Source organism: Synechococcus sp. R5-12 (genome assembly GCF_047502655.1).
Lineage (GTDB): Bacteria > Cyanobacteriota > Cyanobacteriia > Thermostichales > Thermostichaceae > Thermostichus.
Genome location: NZ_JANSIM010000050.1, coordinates 1 through 25780, shown reverse-complemented (window position 1 = coordinate 25780; position 25780 = coordinate 1). Strand labels below are relative to the sequence as shown.

The following is a 25780-nucleotide window of genomic DNA, read 5'->3' as shown; positions in this document are numbered from 1 at the left end:
GCTGCCTTGACCATGGCGTCGGCAGCTTCTACCACTGCCGGGAACCCGCGGGTCTCGATCATTCCAACTGCAATAGGCATATCAACTCTCCACTTCTGAACACTCAGTTCCTGAACGTTGTCGAACCCAGCAACAAGGCAAATTGATCTCGCTTATTGGGTTCGCTCATGCAATCTCCTTTCGATTTCATCAGAGAGATCCTCTGCCCAAATCTCGATTGACAGCTTTTCCCGGCGACACCTACCCCAGCCACCAGAGACCCCCCTCTGAGGGGAGAAGGCTCTGAGCCACAGACCTCCGACTGAAGTCAGAACAGGTTGTAGGAGCCATCAGGGTTAACTGCAACTGTCACTCAGGCGGGCAAAGCTGCCAACTCTGAGCTAAGTCCACATCTTTCTTGTACAAAATCGATCATACAAAATTGACTAGGACAGCTCAGAGAAGGGATCCCCGACTTAACAAAATGATATCCCTATTTAATCCTGGACGAAAATCAATATTTTTAATTAGCACGATAGCTTTTTATTAAGAGAGGCAAAAATGTTGTCAGCTTAAAAATAATTCTTGATATCTTTTCAACTTTTGTCGTTATCGGCGCAGCGAGGGGGGCACTTCCAGGCCGTGGGCTTCCATGAGGTCGGCTCGGCCCATCAGGTGGGCCGGGGATCCCTGGGCCCAGATCCGCCCTTGATCCAACAGGATGACCTGATCGCACACCTCCAAGATCAGCTCCAGATCGTGGGAAGCCAGCAGAAAAGTGTGGGCGGCCTGTTGCAAAAAAACTATCAACCGGCGCCGGGCTCGCAAATCGAGGTTGGCCGTCGGCTCATCGTAGAGCACCAACTGGGGTTTCATCGCCAGGATCCCGGCAATGGCAACCATGCGCTTTTCCCCACCAGAGAGGTGATGGGGGGGACGATCGGCCAAATGGAGGGTGCCGGTCATCTGCAGGGCGGCCTGAACGGCAGCCGCAATCTCCCCCTCAGGACGGGCCAAATTGCGCAGTCCGAAGGCCACATCTTCGGCCACCGATGGGGCAAACAGTTGGTCGTTGGGATCCTGAAACACCAACCCCACCTCAGGGCGAAACTGGCCGGGCCGCAGCGGCTGGCCAAACAAACTCACCTGGCCAGAGCAGGGGGGCAACAGGCCGCAGAGGGTGAGGAACAGGGTAGTTTTACCCGCGCCATTGGGGCCGATCACCCCCAGATGTTGCCCAACCTCGACCCGTAGATCCAGCCCTTGCAGCACCGGCGGATGACCGGGATAAGCTGTCCACAATTGGTTCACCTCCACCGCCGGCACCGGGTTCATAGCAAAGCTAGGGCATCCGCACGTCTTTCCAGCGCTCCTGGGTGGCCGTGGGGGTAAGTTGCAAGGTGGGCACACTGGGGCTGGTGAGGTCAATCTGGACGATGTCGTCGGGCGTACACTCGCAGTAGCGGCGCAGATCCCGCATTTGGTTGAGGGTCTGAATTTGCAAGGGCAAGCGGTCGGAAATCGGCCCCAGGTAGACGTTGCCCAGCTCAGTATGCAGGGTAATTCCCGCTCCAGATTGCCAATCCACTGCCCTGATCTGAATTTCAGACTGCTGTAAAGCCCTGAGCAACAGCGCCCATTGCTCTGGGGTGTGGTTCTCCCAGCCCAGCAGCTCCAGCTCAGGCCAAGACGCGGGGGAACGGTAGGGATCCGGAGACAGCCAGTTGCCTTGGACATCCACCCAGCCCAGTTGGTTGCCCCATCGGGCGCGCGCCACAGGTTGCCGTTCTCGCACCTGGACGATGACACCCACCGGCAGCAGCCGCCGCTGCACCTGGACGCTTTCGATGGGAGAGGGGCGGGTCGGGGATCCCAGCAAAGCCCTTTCCAAAACAGCCGGTTGCACCTGCCAAATGTTGAGGGGATACTGCAGGGGCAATTGTGCCCGTATCCAGGCGGGATCGACCCAGTGGGCACCCTTTACCTGAATCTGTTCTGGCTGACGAATTTGCCAGTGGGGCTGCCGTAGGCCCAGCACCAGCAGCGCCAAGAGGGTCATCGAACCGGTCAGGCGCCAGGATCCCTGCCAGAATCGGCTGCGCCGTTGCCGACGCAAAAGCTGCCTACGCTGCAGGATTTGTTCACGGTTGGGAGCAGCCAGGAGTGCCATGGATCCCCCTTCACCCCATCACGGGGTATGCAGATGGGGAACATTCCGTGCTTCTACTCAACCCGCCATCTCCTGAACCTGATCCGCCCGCAGCCAAACCGTAGGGGTGGGAACAGCCCCAAACTTAATCTGCAGGTAGTCACCTTTGATATCCACGACTTCTCCGGGGGTCTCGAAAACGTAGTTGGGAATAAAAGGATCGCTTGCCTGCGCTTCTAAGCTACCCTCCAGTTTCTCGCGGATAGCCCGCACCAAGGTGCCTCGCTTAATCGCCATTGCTCCTCCTCAGTTCAGTCGCAGATTAGCCGGTTCGATAGCAGTTGTATCACGCCTGCCGCTGCTGCGAAGAGGAAAGCTGGGATCCAGCCTCTGGTTGGCTCTGACAGGGATCAACCTGAGTTTGGCTTATTTGCGTTTTAGGCTGCGGGCCATATTGCGGAAGGTATCCATGTCCGATCCCCCCTGACGGCGTGGGCTTGCTCCGCTGCTGCTTGAAGCGGAGGATCCCTGCTCAGCAGCAGTTTCAGGAGTTTTGGCTGCCTCTGCGGACAACTTAACTTTACCGAGGGAAGAGACCTGCTCCACCACCTCCACCTTCTCCTTACTGCCGAAATCCTGGAAGGTGTGCTTCACGATCCTGGGGGTGCGCATATACTCGATGTTGCCAAGGGTTTTGGCTTCATCTGGGTCGAGAAAAAAAGTATTGTCGTTTTTCGCTTTCTTTGGGGTTGGCTTAGCAACAGTTTCCGGTGAGGACGTGGCCGCAGCTTTGCCGCGCGAGCCGAACAAGCGCTTGAAGATGCCTACCATGGTCGTTTTGCCTGCAATGGGAAGGAAGTTGAGCCGGATCCCTAGGCACTGATATTGGCCACCCGCCCTTGGCAAGGTGAGGGCCAGGCCCGGTCATGAAATAATGTTAAGCCAACTTAGAGCACCCTGCCCTCCGGGGCAGAAGGGTTTCTGGATCCCGCACCTCAGAGGGAGAGAGTTTCAACCTCTGGCAAAGGGTTTGGCCGATGGCAATGTAACTCATCCCCAAAGCATCTCAGGATCAGGAAGTTCAGGGATCCCTGTAGCCGACTGCCATACAACCTTCTGGCCGAGAAATTGGCTTACGCTCGCTCCTCTCTTCTAGAGAGCCAGAGGAGTTTCCTCATACGCTAGATGCGTTGTCTTAGCTAGCAGTGGCTATATGGCTATACAGTGAAGTAAGAAGTCCAAAAACTCACTCCAGGCTCAGATAAGTAAAAACTGCAGTATGAAGCTGTGCCTCCAGATCGGCCTGGTAAGAAAACCTTACTGCTGCACTTTTGAGGTGTAGTGTACTTCAACCCTGAGGGGAGCGCCCAGGTTCAAGGCAGTGCCAATACACCGGGCCAAGATTTGAATGTTAAGCCGCTGATCCGTCGATTCTAAACTTGTTGCAAGCCGACTCTTGCTTGGACCAACTACGGGTGAACGCTGTACGCTCATCTTAACAGACTCCCTATTTTGGTGAGGGCTGAACAACCAACTGACTTTCAGGTGATGTTATTGAGGAATCTCAAAGGAATACCGACCAGCAGCATCCAAGAACCTGCTCTTTGAGATTAGGATGATTTGCCCTTCTTGTGCATCGACAACCCTACGGATTTGTTAGGCAAGACACTCTTGGACTTTAAGGGATCCCACGGAAAAAGAATCTCTACTTTGCGAAACTTTGCGAAGCACTTTTGGGTAGAGATGAGGACGACCCAGAAAACTGGCTCTCGGTCACCTGCGTACGCTCACCAACCGCCAAAACATCCTGCCCCAACTGGCCGGGGATCCAGCCGCATCGGATTGCCTGGCAACAGGGTTGCCGTAGGTTTCTGGAAGAGCTGTGCTGTTTGGCGGGTTCGGTCTGCCGCGGCTCCCTGTAAAGGATGGATGTTGCCGCCCCGCAGTTGGGCATTGCTCTATTCTGGGATGAGCCCTCTTATAATGAGCATTGGGAATTCAACTGTCCCTGCTGCCCATCCGCCTGGCTGGGTGCTCTTCGTAACCTGGAAAGGGGCAACCGAGCCGCAAAGTCTGGGATAACTGCTGTTGCGTTTTGAGAGGAATCCATGTCTCTAGTTTTTAACCTGGTGAAGCGTTTGCAGCTCATCCTGCTCAGCCTTGTGGTTGGGGGGTTGGCTGTGGCGTTCTTGTCCAACCCTGCTGCTGCCGAGACCTACATTGTCAAAATGGGATCTGACAAGGCCCAGTTGGTCTACGATCCGCCTTCTCTCACCATCAACCAAGGGGATACCGTTCAGTGGGTGAACAACAAGGTCTACCCCCACAATGTTGTCTTCGACAAGGTGCCCGGTGGAGATGCGGCTCTGGCCGCCAAGCTCTCCCACAAGGCACTGCTCACTGCTCCTAAGCAGGTGGTGGAGTCGGCTTTTGTTGATGTTCCTCCAGGTGAGTACACCTACTACTGCACGCCCCACCGTGGGGCCGGAATGGTCGGCAAGATCATCGTGAACGGCTAAATCCACACCCCAAGTGCTGAACTTCTAGGGATCCCACTTTTGGTTTTGCCTTGCTGGACAGGGATCCCTGCCTTTAGCATAAAAGTTAGCCCTCTCAGGAGTGGGAGGGCTTTTTAGCGAATGAATACGCATCTAACCGGCTTGTTTTCGAGCCGCACAAGTTTAGTCCACAAACGGGTTCTCTATGACCACCAGCGTTAAAGGTTACCTGCTCTTGGCCGTTTCCTGCCTCAGCGCCATTGCTGCTGTTGGCTCAATTTTCGAGTTGGCTTCTGGCGAGCCGGATTTTGGCGTCGGCACCACCAGTATCATCTTGGTTGTCGCTGCTCCATTGGCCGTTTGGCTGTTTCAGGCTGCGGTTGGAGCGGCACGGGCCGGCAATACGGCCGGAAAGGGGAGCAAAAAGAAAAAATGAGGAGACGGTGAGAACCCTGAGCAAATGGATATGGAGTCAGCGGGTTTGCTTCAAAGAGACTTCTGACTCCCTCTCGATTTCAGTCAGTTGGTGAAACTCCGGCAAGAGCTCCCGTTTCTGCACGGCTCCGAGCGCCGATTCCAAGCCGGCGGTAGCTAGAGTACAACTGGAGCCAGAACCATTCAGTACGGTCTCGGTAACCTGTCCGTTTTTGTCGATCCGATATTCCACCTTGATGTACTCAGGCATCCGCACTCCACTGGTTACCGATCAACAACAGGTTCTTCCCCATTCTAGTTCTTGCTTCCTTTTCCTGGGCTAGATCTGGCTGGGCTCTATGGCTTCTGCTCGTCCCCTCTTCCAGGCTGCCAAAAGGGATCCCGGAATCCGGCGAGACCTCGGCTTGGGTGTGGGGGCATTGGTGTGTGTGGTGCTGATCGGCACCCTCTGGTACCACGGGGTGGAGCAGTGGCCTTGGGTGGAAGCTTTTTACATGACCGTTATCACCCTAACCACCGTGGGCTTCATGGAGGTGGGGCCGCTGGGGGAGCGGGGGCGTTTATTTACGGTGGCCTTGATCCTGATGGGGGTCTTGAGCATTGGGTTCATGGTGAATCGCTTTACAGAGGCCCTCATCCAGGGACATTTTCAGGAAGGGATCCGGCAACGGAAATGGAAGAAACAGATGGAAGCGCTGAACAACCACTACATCATTTGCGGTTTCGGGCGCATTGGCCGGCAGGTGGCCCAAGAGTTTCGAGCAGAAGGGGTGCCATTTTTGGTGATCGATCAGTCTGCTGAGGCGATTCAGGTGGCTCAAGAGCTGGGATATGTGGCTCTCCAGGGGGATAGTACTCTGGATGCCACTTTGCTGGAAGCGCGGGTGCAACAGGCGGAGGGACTGATTGCCGCCCTATCTTCCGATGCCGAGAACCTGTACGTGGTCTTGTCGGCCCGCACCCTGAACCCCCGCATTCGCACCATTGCCCGCGCCAATACGGAGGAGGCTTTGCAAAAACTGCAGCGGGCGGGCGTTGCCCATGCCATTTCTCCCTACATCACGGGCGGAAAACGCATGGCGGCGGCTGCCTTACGCCCCCGGGTTGTGGACTTTGTGGATGGCATCCTTGTCGGTCGGGATCGCACTTTTTACCTAGAGGAGTACGAGCTGGCAGCCCAAGAATGTCCTTATGTCGGGCAAACCCTACGGAAAGCCGATTTGCGCAACCGATCCGGAGCTTTAGTGGTGGCGATTCGACGGGCGGATGGCCAGTTGATCGGTGGCCCCAGCGGAGAAACCCTGTTGCAGCCGGGGGATCTGCTGTTGTGCATGGGCACTGCAGAGCAGTTGCGTCGGCTTGGACAGTTGCTCTATCCACGCCCGTAGCAGCCCGTTCTCCACCTGGGTAGCCTGGCTCAAATCCGCCTCAGGATACTGGGGCCGTGAGAGTCGGTGCCGCAGGTTTTCAAAAGTCCGTAGGCCTCGGCCAACTCTTCCGCTTTCTCCGTCACTTCTGGGCTAGGGATCCAAATCTCCGGGTTTTTGTAGGCGTAGTAGACCTCAAGGCCATCTATTCCCAACTCCGCTGCTGCTGGGACGATTTCCTCTGCAGGCAGGCAATAGCGAAAGGGATGGGCCAACACCGCCAAGCCTCCTGCCGCTTGAATGGCCTGGATCGCGTCGGCGGCGGGCAAGCCGGGAACCTGCTCCCCTTGGGTAAAGGGATCCAGGACACCATCGGTGGGATCGAAGCCGTAGCCCAGAATATGCACTTCACAGCCCAACAGGTTGGCGGTGATCTCGATCCCCGGCCACAGGATGGGGTCGTCGGGACGATCCAGGTGGGCGCGGGCTCGCTCGTAGCCCTTCAGGGTGTGGTGATCGGTGATGGCTAGGCCCTTGAGGCCGTGCCGGCGCGCCTGCTCCGCCAGATCCACGGGATCCATCTGCCCATCCGAACAACGAGTGTGTAGGTGAAAGTTGTACTGCAAGGGACAAGAACGAGGGCCAACCCCCTGTAGCACCTGCCGCAACTCCCCAGCAGAAGGCACCACGCAGGGATCCCGTTCCAAGCTGACAACCATAGCCACCCTTGGGTTCTGAAGTTTTATTAAGCATGTCCCCCCATTGTAGCCAGGGGTAGGGGTCAGTGCCATGTGTCAAAGGCCGCTGAGCTGAGGGTTCAGAAGGGATCCCTAGCCGTGGGCCAGTACTTCCTCAGCAGCACGAGTTCCTGCCCCTGGAGTGAAGTCGCTGTAGCCCGCCGTGTGTAAAGCCGACTCCAGAGCAGCCAAGGTCATCAGCACATCGCGGTCACTCACAAAGCCCAAATGGCCAATGCGGAAGATTTTGCCCTTGAGGTGGTCTTGTCCAGCGGCAAGGGCGATGTCGAAGTGTTTCTTCAAGGTGCTGCGGATGGTGTCAGCGTTGATCCCTTCGGGAGCGAGTACAGCTGTTACCGAAGGACTGGCCGCTGACTCTGGATCAACCAAGAGCTTTAGCCCCAGAGCCTTGACGCCAGCACGGGTGGCCTGGGCCAGCTTGGCATGACGCCGGTAGATGGCTTCCAACCCTTCTGCGCGCATCATGCGCAGGGTAACCTGCAGGGCGTAAAACAGGTTCACCGCCGGTGTAAAGGGAGTGGTGCCTTGGCGCAGGGCCTTTTGCGCCAGCTTAAAGCTCCAGTAGTACTTGGGAAACCTAGAGCGCTCCGTAGCGGCCATGGCCCGTTGGCTCACGGCCACAAATCCCAGCCCTGGTGGGATCATATAGCCCTTCTGGGATCCCGAGGCCACCACATCCAAGCCCCATTCGTCCATTAACACCGGCATTGCCCCCACGCTGGTGACCCCATCCACCAGGACGAGGGCTTCCCCGTGCTCGCGGGCAGCAGCAGCAATGGCTTGGACATCGTTGGCTACGCCGCTGGAAGTTTCCGAGTGGGTGAGGATGACGGCTTTGATGGTTTTTTCCCGGTCGGCAGCCAGCTTTTCTTGGAAGATCTCGACGGGGTAAGGGATCCCCCAGGGAGTTTCCACCCGCTCACACTGAAGGCCAAACTGCTCGGACATTTCCGCCCAGCGCTCCCCAAACTTGCCGTTCACCCCCACCAAAACCCGATCCCCAGGGCTGAGGGTGTTGAGGATCCCGGCTTCCATAGCGCCGGTGCCACTGGCGGAAAAGACAAACACATCGGAGGTGGTTTGGTGCAGCCAGCGCAACCCATCGGTGACCTCTTCCAAAATGGCGGTGAACTCTTTGCTGCGGTGCTCGATGGGCCCCCGTGCCATCGCCAGCAGCGCACTCTCGGGAACGGGAGTGGGGCCGGGGATCATCAATATCAGCTTGTCTTTCATGCTTGCCCTGCTTGGGATGCAAGTAAGGTTTAAAAGGTGGCGGCCAGATTCGAACTGGCGCATAGAGGTTTTGCAGACCTCTGCCTTACCACTTGGCTACGCCACCCCATTGCTCAACTGGGCGCAGATATTGTATCCGAAAAGGGGATCCCCCTTCCAGTAACCAAAAGTAGCAGTTCCCAGCTCAGCTAGGCCTCAACCCTTTCTTCCTGCACCTTTAACAGACGGGATCCCAGCAGGCGCTGCAGCCAAGGAGCCAGAAACTTGCGGTTGGCCATTTGCTGCTGGGGATCCTGAGTTTCCAGAGGGAAGGGGGCAAGAGCCCGCAGGGCGGCAGTGATAACACAGAACATGGCCTTTTGGAAGCTAAGGCAGATTTTCACCCGCAGGTCATCATCCCCGCGAGGCTGGCGGCGGTAGTGCTCTCGCAAGTAGGGGGGCAGGTGGCGCATCATATCCTGCATCAACAGGGTAGGCGGGATCCCAGCGCTGCCTACCGGCAGCGGATCGGCGTAGAGGGCGCCGTAGGCAAAGTCAGCCTGCTCAGCCGGGATCTGGTGGGCCTGGGCGTTGTAGGAAACCGTGCCCATAAAGGGAAAGGAGCGGAAAAACACCGCTTCCACATAGGGGATAGCCGTATCTGATAGGAAAGTCAGACCCGCCGAGAGAGGGATGATCTCGTAGCGGCGGCCCCAGATGCAGGGAGCGTAGGTGATAGGCTTGTCGGCAGCTGCCACCAACCCCTGCTGGATGTGAGCCACCACGTCGGGAATGGTGAGGTGGGGTTCTGTCTCAGAGCGCTTGGCCAGCGCCAGGAAAATATCGCTCATCACCCGCCAAAACTGGCCCAAGCCGCTGTACATGGCCAGCATGCGCACCTGTTCCAGAGCAAAGTCGGGAAACAGGATCCCCAAGCCCTGAAAGAAGGGGTTAAAGCGGATTTTGGCCCGGATGGCTCTCTTGGCCCGCTCGACAAATTCAGGGGTATCCAGGTAGCGGTCTAGCCCCCCTCCCCCATGCCAGAGCATAGCCTTCATGCAGTATTCGGCAAACTCGTAGTTGATGCGGTCATGCCACAGGTAGCGCAGCCATTTGCCCAGGGTAATCTCGCCGTTGAAATACTTAAACGCCGGGAAGAGCTCCAAAAATTGGTGGTCGGCAATGAAGATCAAGTTGCGAGAATAGGCGTCCAGAACCTCTCCGTAGCTGTGCAGGATCCCGATCACCTCCAGGCGATGGATCTGCGCATCCGGCAAGAGGGCTCCCCCTGCCTCCAGACGCTGCAAAATCGGGCTGATGCGCACCTGATCCAGAGGATCCAGGCCAGCCAGGAAAAAATGGGAGACCGGAAGAGAAGATCCATCACGCGGCAAGGTGAACGTCATGGGCGGAGTCAGCTAGATCTACAGCTTCGATCAACAGTTTGAGGCATTTGAGACAACAGCAAAAACAGCAGCGGCAAAGTCGAAGGCGCCTTAAGAGGAGTCACAGGCCATGAAACAGGTCAACTTTCCAACCACACCTTCGGTGGCAGGCGCGCTGAGAGCCACAGATTTCGCCAGATCAGCCGTTGTGGGCTCGATCCACTGTGTCGCCCAGGCTGGTTGTAGGCCCAGCACCACCACCAGTGTTGCCAAGACAGCAGCCGGCAGCCGTTCCCTCACCTGTTGTCGCGACATAGCCGTGGCCACTTCCGATAGCCGACCAAAAAAGGCGCGGTTCACCATCAGTAGGAAATAAGCTGCCGTTAACCCTGTCCCCATCATGCACAACAAGGTCTGTAGCGGAAACGCGGGGAAGCTGCCCCGAAAGATGGCGAACTCGGCGATAAAGCCCACCATGCCGGGTGTACCGCCGCTGGCCATCACCCCCAGCACCATTAAGCTACCAATCAACGGCAAGCCCCGCTCTGGGTTGAGCAACCCTTGCAACAACCTCAGATCCCGTGTGCCGGTGTTGGTGTAGACGGCTCCCACCAGTAGAAACAGTAGCGCCGAGATCAGGCCGTGGCTGACCATCTGGAAGACGGATCCCACCAGGGAGAGGGGAGTGGCTGCTGCTACAGCCAAGAGGATGTAGCCCATGTGGGCAATGGAGCTGTAGGCCACCAGCTTTTTCATATCCTGCTGCACCAAGGCGTTCAGGGATCCATACAGCACGTTGACCACCGCCCAACCGGCCAGCCAGGGCCCTGCCTGCTGCCAAGCATCCGGTAAGAGCTGCAGGCCAAAGCGCAACAGGCCGTAGGTGCCCAACTTCAAAAGCAGACCCGCCAGCAACACGGAAATGGGGGTGGAAGCCTCCACATGCGCATCTGGCAGCCAAGTGTGGAAGGGAACCAAGGGGATCTTGATGGCCAGCCCCAGCAGAATGGGAATAAGCAACAGGGTTTGTTGCACCAGGGGCAAGGGGTGAGCCTGCAGGACGGTATAGGTAAAGCTGTGGGCATCGCTCAGCCAACTGAGGCCGAAAAAGCCTACCAACAGCAGGATCCCTGACAGAGCTGTGTAAATCAAGAACTTGGTGGCTGCATAGGTGCGCTGTGGCCCTCCCCAGATGGCGATGAGCAAATACAGGGGGATCAGCTCCACTTCATAGAACAGGAAAAACAGCAGCAAATTCTGAGCCAAAAAAGCTCCGGCCACCGCTGCCGCCAGCATAAGCACCAAGCTGTAGTAGAGGCGGGGCCGCTCCACCTGGCCGCTGGCCCAAATAGCCATCAGCACCAGTAGCCCGGTCATCACCACCAAAGGCAGAGAGATCCCATCCACTCCCACCTCATAAACCAAGCCCAACTGGGGGATCCAGGCCATCCTTTCCGCCAATTGCAGGGATCCAAGGTGGGGGTCAAAGATCAGCAACAGCCCCGCGCTCAGGCCAAACAAAACCCACCCAAACCCCAAGGCCAAAGCCCGGTGCAAGCCCTTCCCCGCCTGCTCGGGAATCAACCCGATCAAGATGCTCCCCAACAACGGGATCCCAATCAAAAGGCTCAACATGGCTCTCTCCCATCAATAGGCCAACCCCAAATGGGGCGAACGCAGTAGCCAAGCTGTAACCAACACCATCCCGATGACAATCACCAGCACATAGAGTTGCATCCGCCCCGACAGGGTGTACTTGAGGGCTTCGCCGCTGAAGAAAAAGGCCAGGCTCACCCCGTTCACCAAGCCGTCCACTCCGTTGCGATCCAGCCACTCCAATCCGCGGGAGAGGGCGCCGACCGGTTGCACCACCAGGGCTTGGTAGAGGTGCCCCGTGTAAAAGTCGTGGGCCAGCAGATCCTGCAACTCCGGCCAGGGCAGGTGCACCCTCCGTTGGCCTCCCCAGTACAGCCAGCCGCCAATGGCTGCCCCCACCAGTCCAGAAGCCGTCAGCAGAGCCGCCATCCACCTCAGCTGCGGGTTCCAGTCGGGATAGAGCCCCCAGCGCCCCAACAGCCAGGGCATGAGCAAGGTTTGCACCGTCAGGATGCCCATGGGCAGAGCCATCAACCAGCCCACCTCAGGGGCCCGGCGGGTTTTGGGTTGCGGGGATCCCAAAAAGACCAGGCCAAACACCCGCGCCAGGTTGAGAGCCGTCAGCCCATTCACCAGCAGCAGCACCTCCACCAGGGCCGGCTGCACCCCGCTGTAGACCAGCGCCAGGCGGGTCAGCGTCCAAAAGCACCCTAGGGGCAGCAGAGCCACCATCCCCAGGGATCCCACGACAAAGGCGGCAACTGTGGCCGGCATGCGGCTGCGCAGGCCCCCCAGCTCTGTCAAATCTTGGGTAGAGGTGGTGTAGATGAGGGATCCCACCCCCATAAACAGCAGCGCCTTAGCCAAGCCGTGCATCAGCAGCAACTCCAGGGCCAGCTCCGGCTGCTGCATTCCCACTGCCACAAACACCAACCCCAAGTAGGCACTCGTGGAGTAGGAGAAGGTGCGTTTGATATCGATTTGCGCCAAGGCCACCAGGGATCCGCCCAGGGCTGTGATCGTGCCGATGGCCACCAAGACCCCATTCGTAATCGGCGACAGGGCCAGTAGCGGTTGCAGCTTAATCAGCACAAAAGCCCCGCAGGCCACCACTGCCGAATTGCGCAAAATCGAAGCCGGGTTGGGCGCTTCCATCGCCTCATCCAGCCACAGGTGCAGCGGAAATTGAGCGCATTTGCCCAAGGGCCCCGCCATCAAGGCCAAGCCCATCCAAGCTGCCCAGGTGGGATCCAAGCTGGCCGTAGCCGCCCAGTCCCGCAGGTCGGAAAACGTCAAGGCCCCAGAAAAGTTGGAAATTGCCACCACCCCCATCAGCAGCAGCAGATCTCCTACCCGCTTGGTTAAAAACGCATCCCGCGCCGCCGTCACCACCAGAGGCTGGGCGTACCAAAAGCCCACCAGCAAATAGGTGGAAAGGGTGAGCATCTCCAGCAGGGCATAGCTGAAAAACAGCGAGTCGCTGAGGGCGATCCCTGTCATTCCCCCCTCGAAAAAGCCCATTAGAGCGGCAAAGCGACCCAGGCCCCAGTCCTTATCCAAATACCCCAGCGCATAGATCTGGGCCAGCAGGCTCAAACCGCTGATCCAGACGACGGCCCCCATTGTCAGAGGCGAGATCTCCAAAGACAGAGTCAAATCCAGATCGGCCACCCGAAACCAGAGGTAGTTCAAGATCTGGGGATCCCGACCCCAAACCTGCCGCAACAGCCAAAGGCCATGGGCAAAGGCGGCAAAAGTCAGAAGGATGTTGAGGTAAGCTGCCGGACGCGGGCCACTGCGCTTGACCCACCCCGTTGCCCAGGGAATGGCCAAAGCTGTTCCCGCCCACCCATAGCAAGGGATCCACCAACTGCTCTCCAACCCCAAAAGGTTTGACATCATTAAATGCTAAATAAAACGGAAAACTGGATCCAACGGAAATCAGTCAGGCTTTTGAATCGCTCGTTCTCTATTTCACGATATACCTGGCTCGAACGGTTCCAAAGTCGGGCCGGCTGGCCGGAGCCAATCTCGAAGTTGAGCGGCAATGCGCCGGGCAGCTCCTGGGGATCCCATGCGGCGGCGTCCATGGGCCCGCAACTCAGCCGCGTAGTTGGGATCGGCGGCCAGGCGTTCCAGAATCCGGCCAACCACGGCGGGAGCCTGCTCCACTGAGGTCAGGTGGACGGCGGATCCCAAAAGACGGGTCTGCGCTTCAGCAAAGCGCGGGGTAAACTGGGGCCCTTCTCCCGGCAGGGTCACCACCGGTTTTCCCAAGCCCACACATTGCTCGGTGGCCGTTCCCGCCATGGCCAGCACCACCGTTGCTCGTTGGGCACAGGCCCCGAAGTCCCCCCAAACCAGAAGCACATCGCTGCGCTGAGATGGGATCCGAGCCTGAAGCGGGTCTCGCTCCAGGTTGGGGCTGAGGGCAGCATAGACTTGCAGCTCCGTTGGGAGCCGCTGCACCACCTGCATCATCAGGGCCCAGTTGCGATAGGCTTCCGGCGGACGGGATCCGGGCAAGAGCAGCAAGGCCGGTCGGTGGGGATCCAAAGGCAATGTCCCGCGTGGCTCTAGGCCATCCATCATCGGGTTGCCCAGGTAAAAGGCCCTTAGGCCCCGTTTTTGCAAAGCTGTAGCCGTCAGCTCATCCCGCAAAAAAGAACCCAGGCAGCGTCGGTGGGCCATCAGCCAGCGCTCCCAGGGCAGGTAATCGGAAATCGGCTGCCCAAAAGGGATCCAGGGGCGTCGGTAGGGCCCCCGTTCATCTCGCCAGTAATAGTCCGACTTGGCCGTGCCCACAAAGACGTAGGGGATCCCACTCCACCACGCCATCAGCAAGGGCACAATATCCCCCACGGCCAGCACCAGGTTCCTCTGGGCTGCTGCCCGCCGAACCAACGCCAATTGCCGCCCCGTCAGCCCCAGCAAACCGGCCCGCAAATCCCGCCACAACTGCCGCCAATCCTGATAGATAAACCCCCCCGACGGCATCACCTGGGCAATGGGCAGCAGGGGGATCCCTTGGCGTTGGTAGGCTGTCCCTTCTCCCACAATCGGCAAGGCTTGCACCGGGATCCCCAGTTGGACTAGGGCAACAGCAAGGCGACTGCCCACCTCATCTTCCCCGTGTCCATTGCTCAGACACAGCACCTGCGGTGGATTCGTTGGATTCCATTGGGTTTCCACAGCTTGCCGTAGGCGCAATCTGGGCTGAATCAAGAGGGATCCCCCAGCTCACCAGAAATCTCCTCATAGAATAGAGCCAATCCAAGAGGGGAACCCGGGAGATGATCCGAAATGAGCGACAACGAGCCGAGCTTATTGCAGCGGTAGAAGCCCTTCAGCTGGAAGGCCCCTACTTTATAGAAGAGCGCCTCGCCCGCCATCGCGGCCCTTTCTTGCGGGCAGTGAAAGATGTGCCTGTAGGGGGAACTTGGTGGGAGATCCGCTACTTTCCCGCCTGCGAGCGCTATGCTTGGGCCTACTTGCCGGAAGGGGCCGGCCCACGGGCCTTCGCCTGGGGACACACGCCGCAGCAAGCCTTTCTTAACGCCTTATGGCATCACCCTCTTTCTCCTCAGGGCCAAGGACAGCCTCAGGGAAACCATTCCGATTTACAGTAGAATTGACTACTCTCCACCCTACTGACTTGCTTCCGGCTAAGGGTAGGACGGGGCTTTAGGCGCATTTTTTTGGTAAAAATTAAGCAACTCTCTTCCCACGTATAGGGAACATGAAACCCCAGGCCGTCGCCCGTATTCTGGATGCCAACCTCGATCGAGCTCGTGAAGGACTACGGGTATTGGAAGAATGGTTTCGTTTCGGCCTGGAAGAGGGAGAGCTCTCTGCCGAATGCAAGGCCATGCGCCAAGCCCTAGCCCGCTGGCACAGCGATCCCCTGCGTTTGGCCCGCGATACCCCCGCCGATCCAGGCACCCAGATCTCCCACCCCCAAGAGGAGCAACGGCGGGATCTCCGCCACCTCTTGCAAGCCAATTGCAGCCGTGTGCAAGAAGCCCTGCGGGTGTTAGAAGAATACGGCAAGTTGGCCGAATCCCACCACTGGGTGGCCCCTGGCCTGGCCAAGCTGGCCAAAGACATGCGCTATCGGCTCTACGTCTTGGAAAGTGAACTGCTGGGCGGATCCCTGCGGCAGCGTCTCCTGGCAGCCCATCTTTATTTGGTGACCAGCCCTGTGCCCCACTGGCTAGAGGTGGTGGAAAAATCCCTGCGGGGTGGAGTGACCCTGGTGCAATATCGCCGCAAAAACCTCCCCGACGGCGAGATGCTGCGGGATCTCAAACAGCTGCGGCAGCTGTGCGACCGCTACCAGGCGCTGATGATCGTCAACGACCGGGTGGATTTGGCTCTGCTCAGCCAGGCAGATGGGGTTCACCTGGGCCAGACGGATCTGCCGGTCGCCCAAGCTCGGCACCTCCTGGGATCCCAGCGGCTCATTGGCCTGTCCACCACCAACGCCGAAGAGCTGGCCCAAGCCCTGAACAGCGACGTGGACTACATTGGCGTCGGCCCCGTTTACCCCACCCCCACCAAAGCGGAGAAACCCCCTGCCGGCCTGGAGTACGTGCGCCTGGCTGCCGAGAAAGCCCACCTGCCCTGGTTTGCCATCGGCGGCATCGATCCCCACAACCTGCCCGAGGTGCGTCGAGCTGGGGCCACCCGTGTAGCTGTGGTGCGGGCTTTGATGGAAGCTGCCGATCCCACCCAGACAGCCCGCACCATGCTGGCCGAACTGCAAGGGATCCCTGCCCTATCCTAAAGATCAACCGTGAAGCTCAACCGTGAGCATTTTGCTGCTTATTGGCTGTTCCAATCCAAATGGTTTCTGAACAAGTGAGAGGAAGATGAAGTAAGGATGTTCTAAACTCCAGAGGCGATGACAGAAGCCGCAAGAAAAACAAATCCAGACAGCAGGGATCCTGCCCTGGTCGAGATCCCGGCGGAGCTGCAAGCAGGGCTGGTGACAGAGCTGGATTTGATGATCCGGTCCCGCTACCCCCTGGTTTACTTGGTCTCTCCAGAAGAAGAGCCTGCCGATGCCGTGCTAACCCAAGTAGCCAGACGGACAGACCCACCGCGGCAATTGTTGTTCTGGGACTTGGTGCGGGGCTGGCAAGATACAGGCGAGGATCGGGGCTCCATCATGGCAGCTCTGGGGCGGGTGTGGCGCTCTGCCCCCAACGAGGACACCCTGTTTGTGCTGCGGGATCTGCACTTTGTGTTGCGCAACGCCAGCAGCGACAAAAACGCTCCCATCATCCGGGAGCTGAAAAACCTCAGCCGCGAGCTAAAACGCACCCGCAAGATGCTGATCCTGCTCAGCCACACCCTGGAAGTGCCCAGCGACCTGGCAGAGGAGGTCACCGTCGTCGATATTCCCTTGCCCAATAGCGAAGAGATCAGCCGCCTCATCCAGCTCTACGTGGCCCCAGATAAACTCAAGCTCACCCCTCTGGCCCGCGAGCAACTGGTCAAAGCTTGTCAGGGACTGAGCCGAGAACGTATCCGCCGCGTTTTGGCCCGCGCTTTGGCCGCCAAGCAGGAGGTCAACGAAGCCGATATCGACCTGGTGCTGGAGGAGAAAAAGCAGGCCATCCGCCAAACCGGCATCCTGGAGTTTTTCACCGCCCGCGAGACCCTCAAAAGCGTGGGGGGCCTGGATAATCTCAAGGCCTGGGTGCGAGTGCGGCAAGAAGCCTTTACCGAAGAGGCGCGTCGCTATGGCCTGCCCAACCCCAAGGGCGTGCTGCTGGTCGGGATCCAGGGCACCGGCAAATCCCTCTCCGCCAAGACCATCGCCAATGAGTGGCGGCTGCCCCTGCTGAGATTGGATGCCGGGCGGCTGTTTGCCGGCATCGTCGGCGAGTCGGAAAGCCGGGTGCGGCAGATGATCCAACTGGCGGAGGCGATGGCCCCCTGCGTGCTTTGGATCGACGAAATCGACAAAGCCTTTGGCAACATCACCAGCAGCGCCGATGGAGATTCTGGTACCAGCCGCCGGGTGTTTGGCAGCCTGATTACCTGGATGCAGGAGAAAACCAGCCCTGTTTTCATTGTGGCCACCGCCAACAACGTGCCGCTGCTGCCGCCAGAGCTGTTGCGCAAGGGCCGCTTTGACGAGATTTTCTTCTTGAACCTGCCCACCCACGCTGAGCGCAAAGAGATCTTCCGGGTGCATTTGCAGCGGTTGCGCCCCAGCCGCCTGCGGGAGTTCGACCTGGAAGCCTTGGCAGCCACAGCTCAGGATTTCAGTGGTGCCGAGATCGAGCAAGCCATTGTAGATGCCATGTACAACGCCTTTGGGGGCAGTGGCAGCGGCGCCCGGCGGGACTTTACCCAAGAGGATATCCTGCAGGCCATCCGCGAAACCGTGCCTTTGGCCTCGATTGCCCGCGACCAAATCGAGAGTCTTAAGTGCTGGGCTGCTCAAGCGGGCGCGAGAACGGCCTCTCAAGATGCCCAGGTGCTGCAGGAGATGAAGCAGTGTTTTGCCTCTTCTTGAGATTCAGAATGGGTGAAATCCACCTCCCAGCCCAAATAAGGCGGCTAGTATGCCAATACCCACAGCAACTCCAGCCGCTATCTTCAAGTTTTCTTCTAGGCTTTTAGCATCTGCCTTTTCCTTCATTGCAGTTAGCAAAAATAGCTGATCCTCCCCACTCAGCCCACTTAGGGGATATAGATTCGATAGGGACAGCTTTAAAATGATCGATCCTACTTCTACAGTGAAGCTCAAGCTGGGAAAGCTTCGAGTTCCTATCTTTCTCTATCTGGGCTATTACTGATTTTGCCTCTTCCTGTAGCTTCTTAGCACTCTCAACTTGCGACTTGCTATATCCTTTATCAAAAATGGCCATAAAAAGACTAATAACTGAGATTAGAAAGAGCACAAGCCCGATTGAGCTACTTAAGGCACCAATGAACAAGCTCAGGACTAAAAGCGAGAGGGCACCTAGTATAGTGTCACTTTTGGTGGCAAAGGTATGATCAATTTTAGCTTCCTCTTGTTTTATTCCGATAGAGATCAAGTTTCTCCTTAACTCAGACTTAACTTGCTCTACTCTTTGGTTATAGTTGGCCTCGATGTTTTTCTTACGACGTTCTATCTCTTCTGCAGCTTCCTTTATCTTGTCGAAGTCAAAGGGCCAAGGTTTGCCATCTTGTGTGCTGTAACCGCGTTCTGCTTTTAAGTCTTGGTCATACCCGCTCCCTTTTGTGGGCGAAGTCTGGGAAAGCCTTTGGGAGTCATAGGCTTTTCGCTTCACAGGATCACTCAGGACCGAGTATGCTTCCTGAATAGACTTAAACTTTTCCTCAATGTACTGCCGCCCCTTAACAGGTGTATCTGGGTGAAGTTTATCGGGATGGTATTCTTTGGCAAGCCGCCTGTAGCTCTCTTTAATTTCTTCTAGAGTTGCATTGGGCTGTAATTCCAGCTCGCGGTAAAGGTCTTTCATGGGAGGATCCGGCGCAGGGGGCCTTGTGCCAGCTACTTTGATGCGGGGATCCTATTCCCTGAGGGGAAGCCTTGCAAAGTGCTACTCAATACCTAGACTCTTTTTTAAGCCTATTTTAGGGATCGGACAGCTCTAGCCCAGCAGCCCTTGGCTCCTCCCTCAGTAGATGCTTTTTCAAGGCCCAACGTCCAGAAAGGCGGGGTTATGAGCAAGCTGCTGCGGCTTGCCGCGCCAAGACCCACTCCACCAGGGTGCGCACCCCATAACCGGTGGCCCCTTTGTTGTTGTAGCCTGCATCCTTCTCTGTCCAAACGGGGCCTGCTATATCCAGGTGGGCCCAAGGGGTTTTCTCCACAAACTGCTTCAGGAACAGGGCAGCTGTGATGGATCCCCCTGAGCGGGGACCGGTGTTTTTCATGTCGGCCACAATGGAGCTGAGACCCTCGAAGTAGCCTTCCTCCAGCGGCAGGCGCCAGATTTTTTCGCCGGAAAGGTTGGCAGCTTGCTGTAGCTCCTGGGCCAGCGTCTCATCTGGGGTGAACAAGCCGGCAATTTCTTCCCCCAGAGCAATCACACAAGCACCGGTCAGGGTAGCCAGATCGAGGATGGCATCAACGCCCAGCTTTTCCGCAAACACCAGGGCATCCGCCAAGGTGAGGCGGCCTTCTGCATCGGTGTTGTTGACCTCAATGGTCTTTTGGTTAGAGGCGGTGAGGATATCCCCTGGGTGGATGGCATGGCCGCTGATCATGTTTTCCGTGGCGGCGACGATGAAGTGCAGCTCCACTTGCGGCTTGAGGGCGGCTAGGGCCCGTGCAGCTCCCAAAACTGCCGCTGCTCCCCCCATATCGGTTTTCATCATGGCGATGCTGCGGGAGTCGGTTTTGATGTTCAACCCACCGGAATCGAAGGTCAGCCCCTTGCCCACCAGGGCCAATTTGGTAACAGGATCCCCTTGTGGCGGCTTGTAGGTGAGGTGAATGAACTGGGGCGGCAGATCAGAGGCTTTGGCCACACCCAAAAAAGCCCCCATCCCCAGAGCTTCGCATTCTTCCTGTCCCAGAATCTCCACCTCTAGACCATATTCCTGGGCCAGTTGGCGGGCGGTATCGGCCAGGGCAAGAGGAGTAACAATGTTGGCGGGGGCAGCCACCAATTCCCGAGCCAAGATGGTTCCTGCGGCCATCTCAATGGCCCGCCGCAGCGCGGCCTCGTAGTCAGAACGGGCCTGGGCCAGCCCCGGCACCAAAAGGGTTACTTCCTGCACAGAAAAGCTGTTTTCCTCTTCCCCTTTGGCTGAGGATTTGAACCGATTGTCCCGGTGCGCCACCAGTAGGCAGGCTTCGGCCACTGCCTGAACCCCACGCACCCGATCCAACCCCGTCTCCGGCAAAGACAGCATCACCTGCTTGGCTTTTAAGCTGTGAGCCTGGCGCAGGCCGTTGGCTGTGGCCCGTCGTAGGGCTTCTAGCGTTAGGGCCGCGGGATCCCCTAGCCCCACCAACACCAGTTTGCGGATCTCTCCTGTCAGGCGCAGGGCAACACTGCTATTCGGCTTCCCCTGAAACCCCTGCTCCTGAACGGTTTCCGCCACCAGCCCTGACCACGCCTTTTCATCCCAAGAGGCGATCTCAGGGGGCAGAGGAAAGCGGCCATTCCCGCCGGAAGCGGCAAAGCAATAGACCAGGGCACATTCCCCTTGAGTGAGTGGCGGCTCGCTAAGATGAAGCTGCATGAGAAACCCTTGACCAAGCTGTTGACAGCAGATCCTCAGTTTATCTAATTTCGCCGGCTCTTAGGGCAAGGGATCCCCCCTCTAGTGGGCGGGCCGGAAGATCCCGAAGCAGGAAGTGTAGCCGTGTAAAAAGGTGGATCCCCCAACGGGGCCGATCTCACCATTGCAAAAGAACCCCCCCAAGGGCAGCTCTCCAAGCAATTCCCGAAACCGTTGCGAGTCAAAATCGGGAGTGCCGTACAGGCCCTTGCCTCGCCCCAAACAGGAGAACATCAACGCCCCACAAGGCTCCGGCCTCGGTTGAGAGGGGCTTTGCCTCAAGTTGCGCTCGGCACAATAGCGGCTGAGGGCCCAACGCAGATCTTCTGCCGAAGTCTGGGCATCCCGCAGATGAAATTGCACCGTCTGGCCAGGGCGCACCTGATCCCCGATGGCCAGCGCCCCCACGCGCGGATCAACGCCCAAGATTACGCGAATGAGGAAATCTCCCGGCGTCGGCTCCGACTTGAACTCATCCATCAGCAGGCCGATGAAGAGAGAGTGGCGGGCCAATCGCTGATCCACGGGACTGAGCCGCTCTGCCAAGTCCTGCAAAACCGCTAGAGGAGGGCGACCCTCCAAGCCAAGAATCACATTCCCCTCTGCTTCCGTCACCCGCAAGGGATCCCCAATGGGGCGACACCCCTGGGCCACCACTGCATCCAGCACCACATTGCCGTAGAGCGCCAACCCCACCGTCCCTTCTCGGTACAGCTCCCGCCGAGGTGTGGAGGTACGCGCATCCAGCAAAAATAGGGCGTTGCCTCGAGGGCCGCGGCCCCCACTGGCCAATCCCCCCACTTTGACTGATCCCGGATAGGCGAAATCCAACCCCTGCAGCAACTCTGAGATGCCAGAGGAAAATCCATCGGCCAAGAGCAGAAAATGAGGCTTGCTCTGCGGCGAAACCCCAACACAATCGACCCAGGCAGAAGGAGCCGCATCCAAGTCCGGCAATTGGTTCCCCCGCAGATGAAAAGGATGCAGCACCACCTCCGGCATGACCGCCAAAGACAAGGAGAGAGCCGGGCCATCCTCAATTTCATGCCCGCCACCCACAATGCCACCGCCGGAGCAGCCGATCAAAACGTCCACCTCCAGCAGCCCCGACAGCAATGGCAACACCCGGATGTATTCGCTGGCAAAGGCCGCCGACACAAACAAAACCCCCAGGTTGGGCCGCAGAGGCTGAGAGGGAACATACCCTGTCAGCAGCCCCGGCAAGCTGCCGGATCCCACCGTCTGCACCTGCCGACTCAGGACACTTTTCAGTTGGGCTGCCTGAAGCTTTGCCTTGGCTTCCTCCACCACCTGCCGCAGAGCCGCTTCTAGGGAAGGGAGCTGGGAGAGCGCGTTCACCCACTGCATCGGCGTGTTCCTACGGTCTGGAGTTTGCTGTCTTTAGGCTAGCAATTTATGGCCAGGCTGGCTGTTCTGTGTAGTCTCGCTTTGGGACAGGATCAGGGCAGATAGGGCCGGGGATCCACAGGCGCGCCCCCGCCGGGGCGGACTTCAAAGTGCAGATGCGGCCCTGTGCTCCAGCCAGTGCTGCCGCGGCTCATGATCGTCTGCCCTTGCTGCACGTACTGGCCTGTGGAAACGTAAATCTGATGGCCGTGGGCGTAGCGAGTAACAATTCCGTTGGGATGGCGAATGTCCACTCGATTGCCGTAGCCATCCCCAGCATTCCCCGCGAAGATCACCACTCCCTCCTGAACGGCTACAATGGGGGATCCCACGGGGCCAGGAATATCTACCCCTGCATGAAGGCGACCGCGACGGTAGCCAAAGCCAGAGGTGATTTGCCCGGAGACCGGCCAGACAAACCCACTGCTGCGGGCCTGAGGAGGAGCTGGAGGAGGCGCTGGCGGCGCTGGCCGAGCTTGTGGCTGGCTCTGAGCTCGTCGGGCAGGAGCAGGGGTGGGCTGCGTACCCGGCGCCGGAATCGTAAGGCGTTGGCCAATGCGCAGCCAGTGGGGATTGCGCAAGTTGTTGGCTTGAATAATGGATCGCTGAGTTACCCCATAGCGGGCGGCGATCCGTTCGATGGTGTCACCGGCTCCAACTGTGTGGGTCAGGGATCCACCGGCCAAGAGGGCCTGCCGTTCTTGTTCCATTTGCTGGGCCCGGCGTTGCTGCTCCGCCTGTAATCGAGCTTGGGCTTCGGCTTGGCGTTGGGCTTCCTCCTCTTGCTGGCGGCGCTCTTCCTCTTCGCGAGCTTTCTGGGCAGCGATCATCTCCTTCTGACGCTGGATCAACTCGCCCACATCGCCGGGGATGAGCAGGCGTTGGCCAATGCGCAGATATTCCGGGCGATCCAGAGGAGTCGCTTCGATAATCCGCTGCTGGGGAACTCGGTAGCGGTTGGCAATGTCCTCCAGTGTGTCTCCCTGCTTGACGGTGTAGATCAATCCCGGCTGGCTGGGGATGAGGAGAACTTGCCCCGGCTTCAGCTCAGTACTGGCCTGAATACCATTGGAGACGGTGATGGCAGCCGCGTCGAGCTGATACATCTGGGTCAGTTGCCAGAGGGTTTCCCCCGGCTGAATTTCATGCTCCAGAATGCCTCTGGGCCCTTCTCCTGTCGGGATTCGCCCTTCTGCGAAGGCTTGGCGCAGCTGCTCCTTTTTCCGCTCGTAGTTTTGCTGCAGAGCGCCAGATAGCGTATGCACAGAGGGTGGGATCGGCTCTACCGCCGGAGACAGGGGGCGATTCAACTGTCGCTGCTGTAGGGTAGCGACTCCGGCCAAGCCCAGCATCAGCAAAAGACCAGTGGCCCAAGCCGGATATCCCCGACGCGCAGGAGCAGAATCCCCCGGCTCTGGATGGGCTGTCTCAGGCTCGGTTGGGCACCTGGGGGTGGCCGGCAGCTGCTCTTCCTCAGCTTCTGCGCAGGGATCCGCCTCCAGCTTCAGAAGCCATACCAGGCCCGTTAAGCTGAGAGAGAGGGCCAAACCAACCCATCTTGGCTTCGACCGCCCAGAGAGAGGGGCTGGAGCCCACTCCAGAAGATAGGCTTCCTCGGCAGATGAATCCGCAGAAGTCCAGGACTGTTCTGAAGGGATCCCTGCCGAGCCCTTTGGGGGTGGGGGGGAAAGGGTGCTCACGGCAGCACCGCGGAAATCCAGCTCCCCGTTTTGGGGATTGGGGAAAGTGGGTTTTAAAGGCATCCTCACACCAACAGGCTGACACTAGAGTGCAAGAGAAGAAGATGTCAAAATGAGGGGCACAAGCCCCTTGGCACCGAGCACCCCTGGGGTGACTCAAGCCGGAGTGGAGTTCGCTAATGAACAGGCTGACTCGCACTCAGGTTAGAGTACCGTAGTTAACAAATCTAGACAAGTCTTGGCAGGTAATTTCAGCCACAATGCTTGCCTCACAATGGTTCCAGCCCTTGGCTCGTTGAGATTTTGTCGAGCCTCATCCGATTCAAGACAAAGTGCGCCATCGTCTTTTTTTGGAAGACAAAGCCTGTTTTGCTGTAGCTGAAACTACAAACTAGGGATACCCATGGATTTGGTTGTCTATAACACATTGACTCGCCGCAAGGAAGTGTTTCAGCCGCTGGCAGCAGGTGGATCTCAATCCGTTTCCGTCGGCAATTCCCAGGGATCTGCAGCTCCAGTTGCGGAGGAGAAGCCCCTGGTGCGGATGTATGTCTGTGGTGTAACGGTTTACGACCTCTGCCACCTCGGCCATGCGCGTACCTACGTGGTTTGGGACATGGTGCGTCGCTACTTGGAGTGGCGCGGCTACCGAGTGAAGTATGTGCAGAATTTTACCGATGTGGACGACAAGATCCTCAAGCGGGCGTTGGAACGTGGCGAATCCATGCAAGCGGTGGCGGAGCGCTTCATCGCCGAATATTTCCAGGACATGGATCGCCTGAACATCAAGCGGGCCGATCTCTACCCGAGGGCAACGCAATCGCTGCAAGCCATGTTCCAGTTGATCCAATCTTTGGAGCTCAAAGGCTTTGCCTACCGGGTACGGGATCCGATTCGACACCAGACCGACCCGTCTTCCCTCCTGCAAGCGGGACACCAGCCAGAGACCCCCGCCTCTGTTCAGTACTCTGTTTACTACTCTGTCCGCAAGTTCCCGGATTACGGCCAGCTATCCGGTCGAAAACTGGAGGAGATGGAGGCGGGAGCCAGTGGCCGGGTAGGAGAAGAAGGAGCTGAGAAACAGGATCCCTTCGACTTTGCCCTTTGGAAAGCGGCCCCCCCTTCTGAGCCGGGGTTTGCCTCCCCTTGGGGTTGGGGGCGACCGGGCTGGCACATCGAATGTTCCGCCATGGTGCGGGAGACCCTGGGAGATCACATCGACATTCACGCCGGCGGGGCAGATTTGATTTTCCCCCACCACGAAAATGAGCTGGCCCAATCGGAGCCGATCACCGGCAAGCCGATGGCCAAGTACTGGATGCACAACGGTTTTCTCAACATCAACGGCGAGAAAATGTCCAAATCTTTGGGCAACTTCACCACCCTGCGACAGGCCCTCGCCGTCTATCACCCCATGGCCTTGCGGCTGTTTCTGTTGCAGACCCACTACCGTAGCCCCATAGATCTCACCGAGGCAGCCATGCAGGCGGCTAGCCGTGGCTGGGAAACCCTCCAGAAAGGGATCCACTGTGCCCAGCACTTCTGCAAAGAAGAAAAGGGATCCCCTGATGCTGAGGCCATGCAAGCCTTTCAAGCTGCTATGGACAATGATTTTGGCACCCCTGAAGCGCTGGCTATCGCCTTTGAATTGGCCAAAGAACTCACCTGCGAACACAACCTGTTCACCCATCAAGGCCAAACCCATCTGGAGCCCCAGGCCCTCAAACAAAAAAGCGCTGCCTTGCTGGAGATTTTGGCTACTTTGGGATTCTGTTGGCCCTCATTCTCTGAATTCGAGGGATCCAAAGAAGCAGCTACAAATGGGGAACTTAACTTTAAAAAAATCGAGGAGCTGATCGCGCAGCGCTCGGCAGCCCGCAAGGCCAAAAACTTTGCCGAAGCCGATCGCATTCGGGATCAGTTGAAAGCCTTCGGCATCACCCTCATCGATCAAAAAGATGGCACCACCCGTTGGCTGCGAGAATAGGGGTTGAGGAGCATGCCTCTAACCCCCAAAACCCTGAACTTTGCTGAAT

At 58.1% G+C, this 25780-nt stretch carries 23 protein-coding genes and 1 tRNA gene; 7 read left to right on the top strand and 17 right to left on the bottom strand.

The features are described from left to right. From NW843_RS03590 to NW843_RS03570, 5 genes are all read right to left on the bottom strand, one after another. The coding region (locus tag NW843_RS03590; RefSeq protein WP_414522136.1) for a BMC domain-containing protein at positions 1-80 on the bottom strand (80 nt) is incomplete at its 3' end. Between the two features lie 508 nt (positions 81-588). Next, positions 589-1314 carry an energy-coupling factor ABC transporter ATP-binding protein gene (locus tag NW843_RS03585; protein WP_414390400.1) on the bottom strand — a complete coding sequence of 242 codons (726 nt, stop codon included), beginning with the start codon at positions 1312-1314 and terminating at the stop codon, positions 589-591. Between the two features lie 7 nt (positions 1315-1321). Further along, positions 1322-2149, bottom strand: a complete 828-nt coding sequence (locus tag NW843_RS03580) for a cell division protein FtsQ/DivIB (RefSeq protein ID WP_414522134.1) — start codon at positions 2147-2149, stop codon at positions 1322-1324. Positions 2150-2206: 57 nt separating this feature from the next. Beyond that, positions 2207-2425, bottom strand: a complete 219-nt coding sequence (locus NW843_RS03575) for an NAD(P)H-quinone oxidoreductase subunit O (RefSeq protein ID WP_011433398.1) — start codon at positions 2423-2425, stop codon at positions 2207-2209. Between the two features lie 129 nt (positions 2426-2554). Next, positions 2555-2959, bottom strand: coding sequence for a hypothetical protein (locus tag NW843_RS03570; protein ID WP_414522133.1), 405 nt, complete (start codon positions 2957-2959; stop codon positions 2555-2557). Positions 2960-4236: 1277 nt separating this feature from the next. Between NW843_RS03570 and petE the strand changes: the two genes are divergently transcribed. Together petE and NW843_RS03560 are read left to right on the top strand one after the other, a co-directional pair. Beyond that, positions 4237-4647 (top strand): plastocyanin, encoded by a 411-nt coding sequence (gene petE, locus NW843_RS03565; protein WP_011433401.1) that lies wholly within the window; start codon positions 4237-4239, stop codon positions 4645-4647. Positions 4648-4831: 184 nt separating this feature from the next. Further along, positions 4832-5062, top strand: a complete 231-nt coding sequence (locus NW843_RS03560) for a hypothetical protein (protein WP_414380853.1) — start codon at positions 4832-4834, stop codon at positions 5060-5062. A gap of 36 nt (positions 5063-5098) precedes the next feature. On the opposite strand, the gene NW843_RS03555 is transcribed toward NW843_RS03560, so the two are convergent. Beyond that, the gene (locus NW843_RS03555; RefSeq protein WP_414344087.1) at positions 5099-5311 is read right to left on the bottom strand and encodes a DUF2997 domain-containing protein; all 213 of its coding nucleotides are present in this window, start codon (positions 5309-5311) and stop codon (positions 5099-5101) included. A gap of 88 nt (positions 5312-5399) precedes the next feature. Here NW843_RS03555 and NW843_RS03550 point away from each other — a divergent pair, with 88 nt between their 5' ends. Further along, on the top strand, positions 5400-6449 hold the full coding sequence (locus NW843_RS03550; RefSeq protein WP_414522132.1) for a potassium channel family protein: 1050 nt from the start codon (positions 5400-5402) through the stop codon (positions 6447-6449). Between the two features lie 29 nt (positions 6450-6478). Here NW843_RS03550 and NW843_RS03545 read toward each other — a convergent pair whose 3' ends face one another. The 7 genes from NW843_RS03545 to NW843_RS03515 all read right to left on the bottom strand — a co-directional run bounded on the left by NW843_RS03545 (position 6479) and on the right by NW843_RS03515 (position 14604). Further along, on the bottom strand, positions 6479-7147 hold the full coding sequence (locus NW843_RS03545; RefSeq protein WP_414522131.1) for a PHP domain-containing protein: 669 nt from the start codon (positions 7145-7147) through the stop codon (positions 6479-6481). A 111-nt stretch (positions 7148-7258) separates the two neighbouring features. Beyond that, the gene (locus NW843_RS03540; protein ID WP_414522130.1) at positions 7259-8419 is read right to left on the bottom strand and encodes a pyridoxal-phosphate-dependent aminotransferase family protein; all 1161 of its coding nucleotides are present in this window, start codon (positions 8417-8419) and stop codon (positions 7259-7261) included. Positions 8420-8453: 34 nt separating this feature from the next. After that, positions 8454-8525, bottom strand: a tRNA-Cys gene (locus tag NW843_RS03535). Positions 8526-8607: 82 nt separating this feature from the next. Then, positions 8608-9804, bottom strand: coding sequence for a CO2 hydration protein (locus NW843_RS03530; RefSeq protein ID WP_414522128.1), 1197 nt, complete (start codon positions 9802-9804; stop codon positions 8608-8610). Between the two features lie 90 nt (positions 9805-9894). After that, on the bottom strand, positions 9895-11418 hold the full coding sequence (locus NW843_RS03525; RefSeq protein WP_414522127.1) for an NADH-quinone oxidoreductase subunit M: 1524 nt from the start codon (positions 11416-11418) through the stop codon (positions 9895-9897). A 12-nt stretch (positions 11419-11430) separates the two neighbouring features. Then, on the bottom strand, positions 11431-13281 hold the full coding sequence (locus NW843_RS03520) for an NAD(P)H-quinone oxidoreductase subunit F (RefSeq protein ID WP_414522126.1): 1851 nt from the start codon (positions 13279-13281) through the stop codon (positions 11431-11433). A 72-nt stretch (positions 13282-13353) separates the two neighbouring features. Beyond that, positions 13354-14604: a lipid-A-disaccharide synthase-related protein gene (locus NW843_RS03515; protein WP_414522125.1), complete on the bottom strand. Its 1251-nt coding sequence runs from the start codon at positions 14602-14604 to the stop codon at positions 13354-13356. A gap of 68 nt (positions 14605-14672) precedes the next feature. Between NW843_RS03515 and NW843_RS03510 the strand changes: the two genes are divergently transcribed. The 3 genes from NW843_RS03510 (at position 14673) to NW843_RS03500 (ending at position 17908) form a co-directional block, all read left to right on the top strand. Next, positions 14673-15008: a hypothetical protein gene (locus tag NW843_RS03510; RefSeq protein ID WP_011433411.1), complete on the top strand. Its 336-nt coding sequence runs from the start codon at positions 14673-14675 to the stop codon at positions 15006-15008. Between the two features lie 110 nt (positions 15009-15118). Beyond that, complete coding sequence (locus NW843_RS03505; protein ID WP_414522124.1) at positions 15119-16165, top strand: thiamine phosphate synthase; 1047 nt, start codon at positions 15119-15121, stop codon at positions 16163-16165. Between the two features lie 219 nt (positions 16166-16384). After that, on the top strand, positions 16385-17908 hold the full coding sequence (locus NW843_RS03500) for an AAA family ATPase (RefSeq protein WP_414522135.1): 1524 nt from the start codon (positions 16385-16387) through the stop codon (positions 17906-17908). Between the two features lie 103 nt (positions 17909-18011). On the opposite strand, the gene NW843_RS03495 is transcribed toward NW843_RS03500, so the two are convergent. From NW843_RS03495 to NW843_RS03480, 4 genes are all read right to left on the bottom strand, one after another. Beyond that, positions 18012-18863, bottom strand: coding sequence for a DnaJ domain-containing protein (locus NW843_RS03495; RefSeq protein ID WP_414357669.1), 852 nt, complete (start codon positions 18861-18863; stop codon positions 18012-18014). Between the two features lie 202 nt (positions 18864-19065). After that, the gene (locus NW843_RS03490; RefSeq protein WP_414330782.1) at positions 19066-20598 is read right to left on the bottom strand and encodes a leucyl aminopeptidase; all 1533 of its coding nucleotides are present in this window, start codon (positions 20596-20598) and stop codon (positions 19066-19068) included. Positions 20599-20679: 81 nt separating this feature from the next. Beyond that, positions 20680-22005 (bottom strand): FIST N-terminal domain-containing protein, encoded by a 1326-nt coding sequence (locus NW843_RS03485; RefSeq protein WP_414350947.1) that lies wholly within the window; start codon positions 22003-22005, stop codon positions 20680-20682. Positions 22006-22097: 92 nt separating this feature from the next. Further along, positions 22098-23807 (bottom strand): LysM peptidoglycan-binding domain-containing protein, encoded by a 1710-nt coding sequence (locus NW843_RS03480; RefSeq protein ID WP_414522123.1) that lies wholly within the window; start codon positions 23805-23807, stop codon positions 22098-22100. Positions 23808-24147: 340 nt separating this feature from the next. On the opposite strand from NW843_RS03480, the gene cysS reads away from it, so the two are divergent. After that, positions 24148-25731 carry a cysteine--tRNA ligase gene (gene cysS / locus NW843_RS03475; protein WP_414522122.1) on the top strand — a complete coding sequence of 528 codons (1584 nt, stop codon included), beginning with the start codon at positions 24148-24150 and terminating at the stop codon, positions 25729-25731. Positions 25732-25780: the final 49 nt, after the last annotated feature.

Coding starts and splice junctions, on each gene's coding strand:
- NW843_RS03585 (WP_414390400.1), bottom strand. CDS start 1,314: ATGAACCCGGTGCCGGCGGTGGAGGTGAACCAATTGTGGACAGCTTAT.
- NW843_RS03580 (WP_414522134.1), bottom strand. CDS start 2,149: ATGGCACTCCTGGCTGCTCCCAACCGTGAACAAATCCTGCAGCGTAGG.
- NW843_RS03575 (WP_011433398.1), bottom strand. CDS start 2,425: ATGGCGATTAAGCGAGGCACCTTGGTGCGGGCTATCCGCGAGAAACTG.
- NW843_RS03570 (WP_414522133.1), bottom strand. CDS start 2,959: ATGGTAGGCATCTTCAAGCGCTTGTTCGGCTCGCGCGGCAAAGCTGCG.
- petE (WP_011433401.1), top strand. CDS start 4,237: ATGTCTCTAGTTTTTAACCTGGTGAAGCGTTTGCAGCTCATCCTGCTC.
- NW843_RS03560 (WP_414380853.1), top strand. CDS start 4,832: ATGACCACCAGCGTTAAAGGTTACCTGCTCTTGGCCGTTTCCTGCCTC.
- NW843_RS03555 (WP_414344087.1), bottom strand. CDS start 5,311: ATGCCTGAGTACATCAAGGTGGAATATCGGATCGACAAAAACGGACAG.
- NW843_RS03550 (WP_414522132.1), top strand. CDS start 5,400: ATGGCTTCTGCTCGTCCCCTCTTCCAGGCTGCCAAAAGGGATCCCGGA.
- NW843_RS03545 (WP_414522131.1), bottom strand. CDS start 7,147: ATGGTTGTCAGCTTGGAACGGGATCCCTGCGTGGTGCCTTCTGCTGGG.
- NW843_RS03540 (WP_414522130.1), bottom strand. CDS start 8,419: ATGAAAGACAAGCTGATATTGATGATCCCCGGCCCCACTCCCGTTCCC.
- NW843_RS03530 (WP_414522128.1), bottom strand. CDS start 9,804: ATGACGTTCACCTTGCCGCGTGATGGATCTTCTCTTCCGGTCTCCCAT.
- NW843_RS03525 (WP_414522127.1), bottom strand. CDS start 11,418: ATGTTGAGCCTTTTGATTGGGATCCCGTTGTTGGGGAGCATCTTGATC.
- NW843_RS03520 (WP_414522126.1), bottom strand. CDS start 13,281: ATGATGTCAAACCTTTTGGGGTTGGAGAGCAGTTGGTGGATCCCTTGC.
- NW843_RS03510 (WP_011433411.1), top strand. CDS start 14,673: ATGATCCGAAATGAGCGACAACGAGCCGAGCTTATTGCAGCGGTAGAA.
- NW843_RS03505 (WP_414522124.1), top strand. CDS start 15,119: ATGAAACCCCAGGCCGTCGCCCGTATTCTGGATGCCAACCTCGATCGA.
- NW843_RS03500 (WP_414522135.1), top strand. CDS start 16,385: ATGATCCGGTCCCGCTACCCCCTGGTTTACTTGGTCTCTCCAGAAGAA.
- NW843_RS03495 (WP_414357669.1), bottom strand. CDS start 18,863: ATGAAAGACCTTTACCGCGAGCTGGAATTACAGCCCAATGCAACTCTA.
- NW843_RS03490 (WP_414330782.1), bottom strand. CDS start 20,598: ATGCAGCTTCATCTTAGCGAGCCGCCACTCACTCAAGGGGAATGTGCC.
- NW843_RS03485 (WP_414350947.1), bottom strand. CDS start 22,005: ATGCAGTGGGTGAACGCGCTCTCCCAGCTCCCTTCCCTAGAAGCGGCT.
- NW843_RS03480 (WP_414522123.1), bottom strand. CDS start 23,807: ATGCCTTTAAAACCCACTTTCCCCAATCCCCAAAACGGGGAGCTGGAT.
- cysS (WP_414522122.1), top strand. CDS start 24,148: ATGGATTTGGTTGTCTATAACACATTGACTCGCCGCAAGGAAGTGTTT.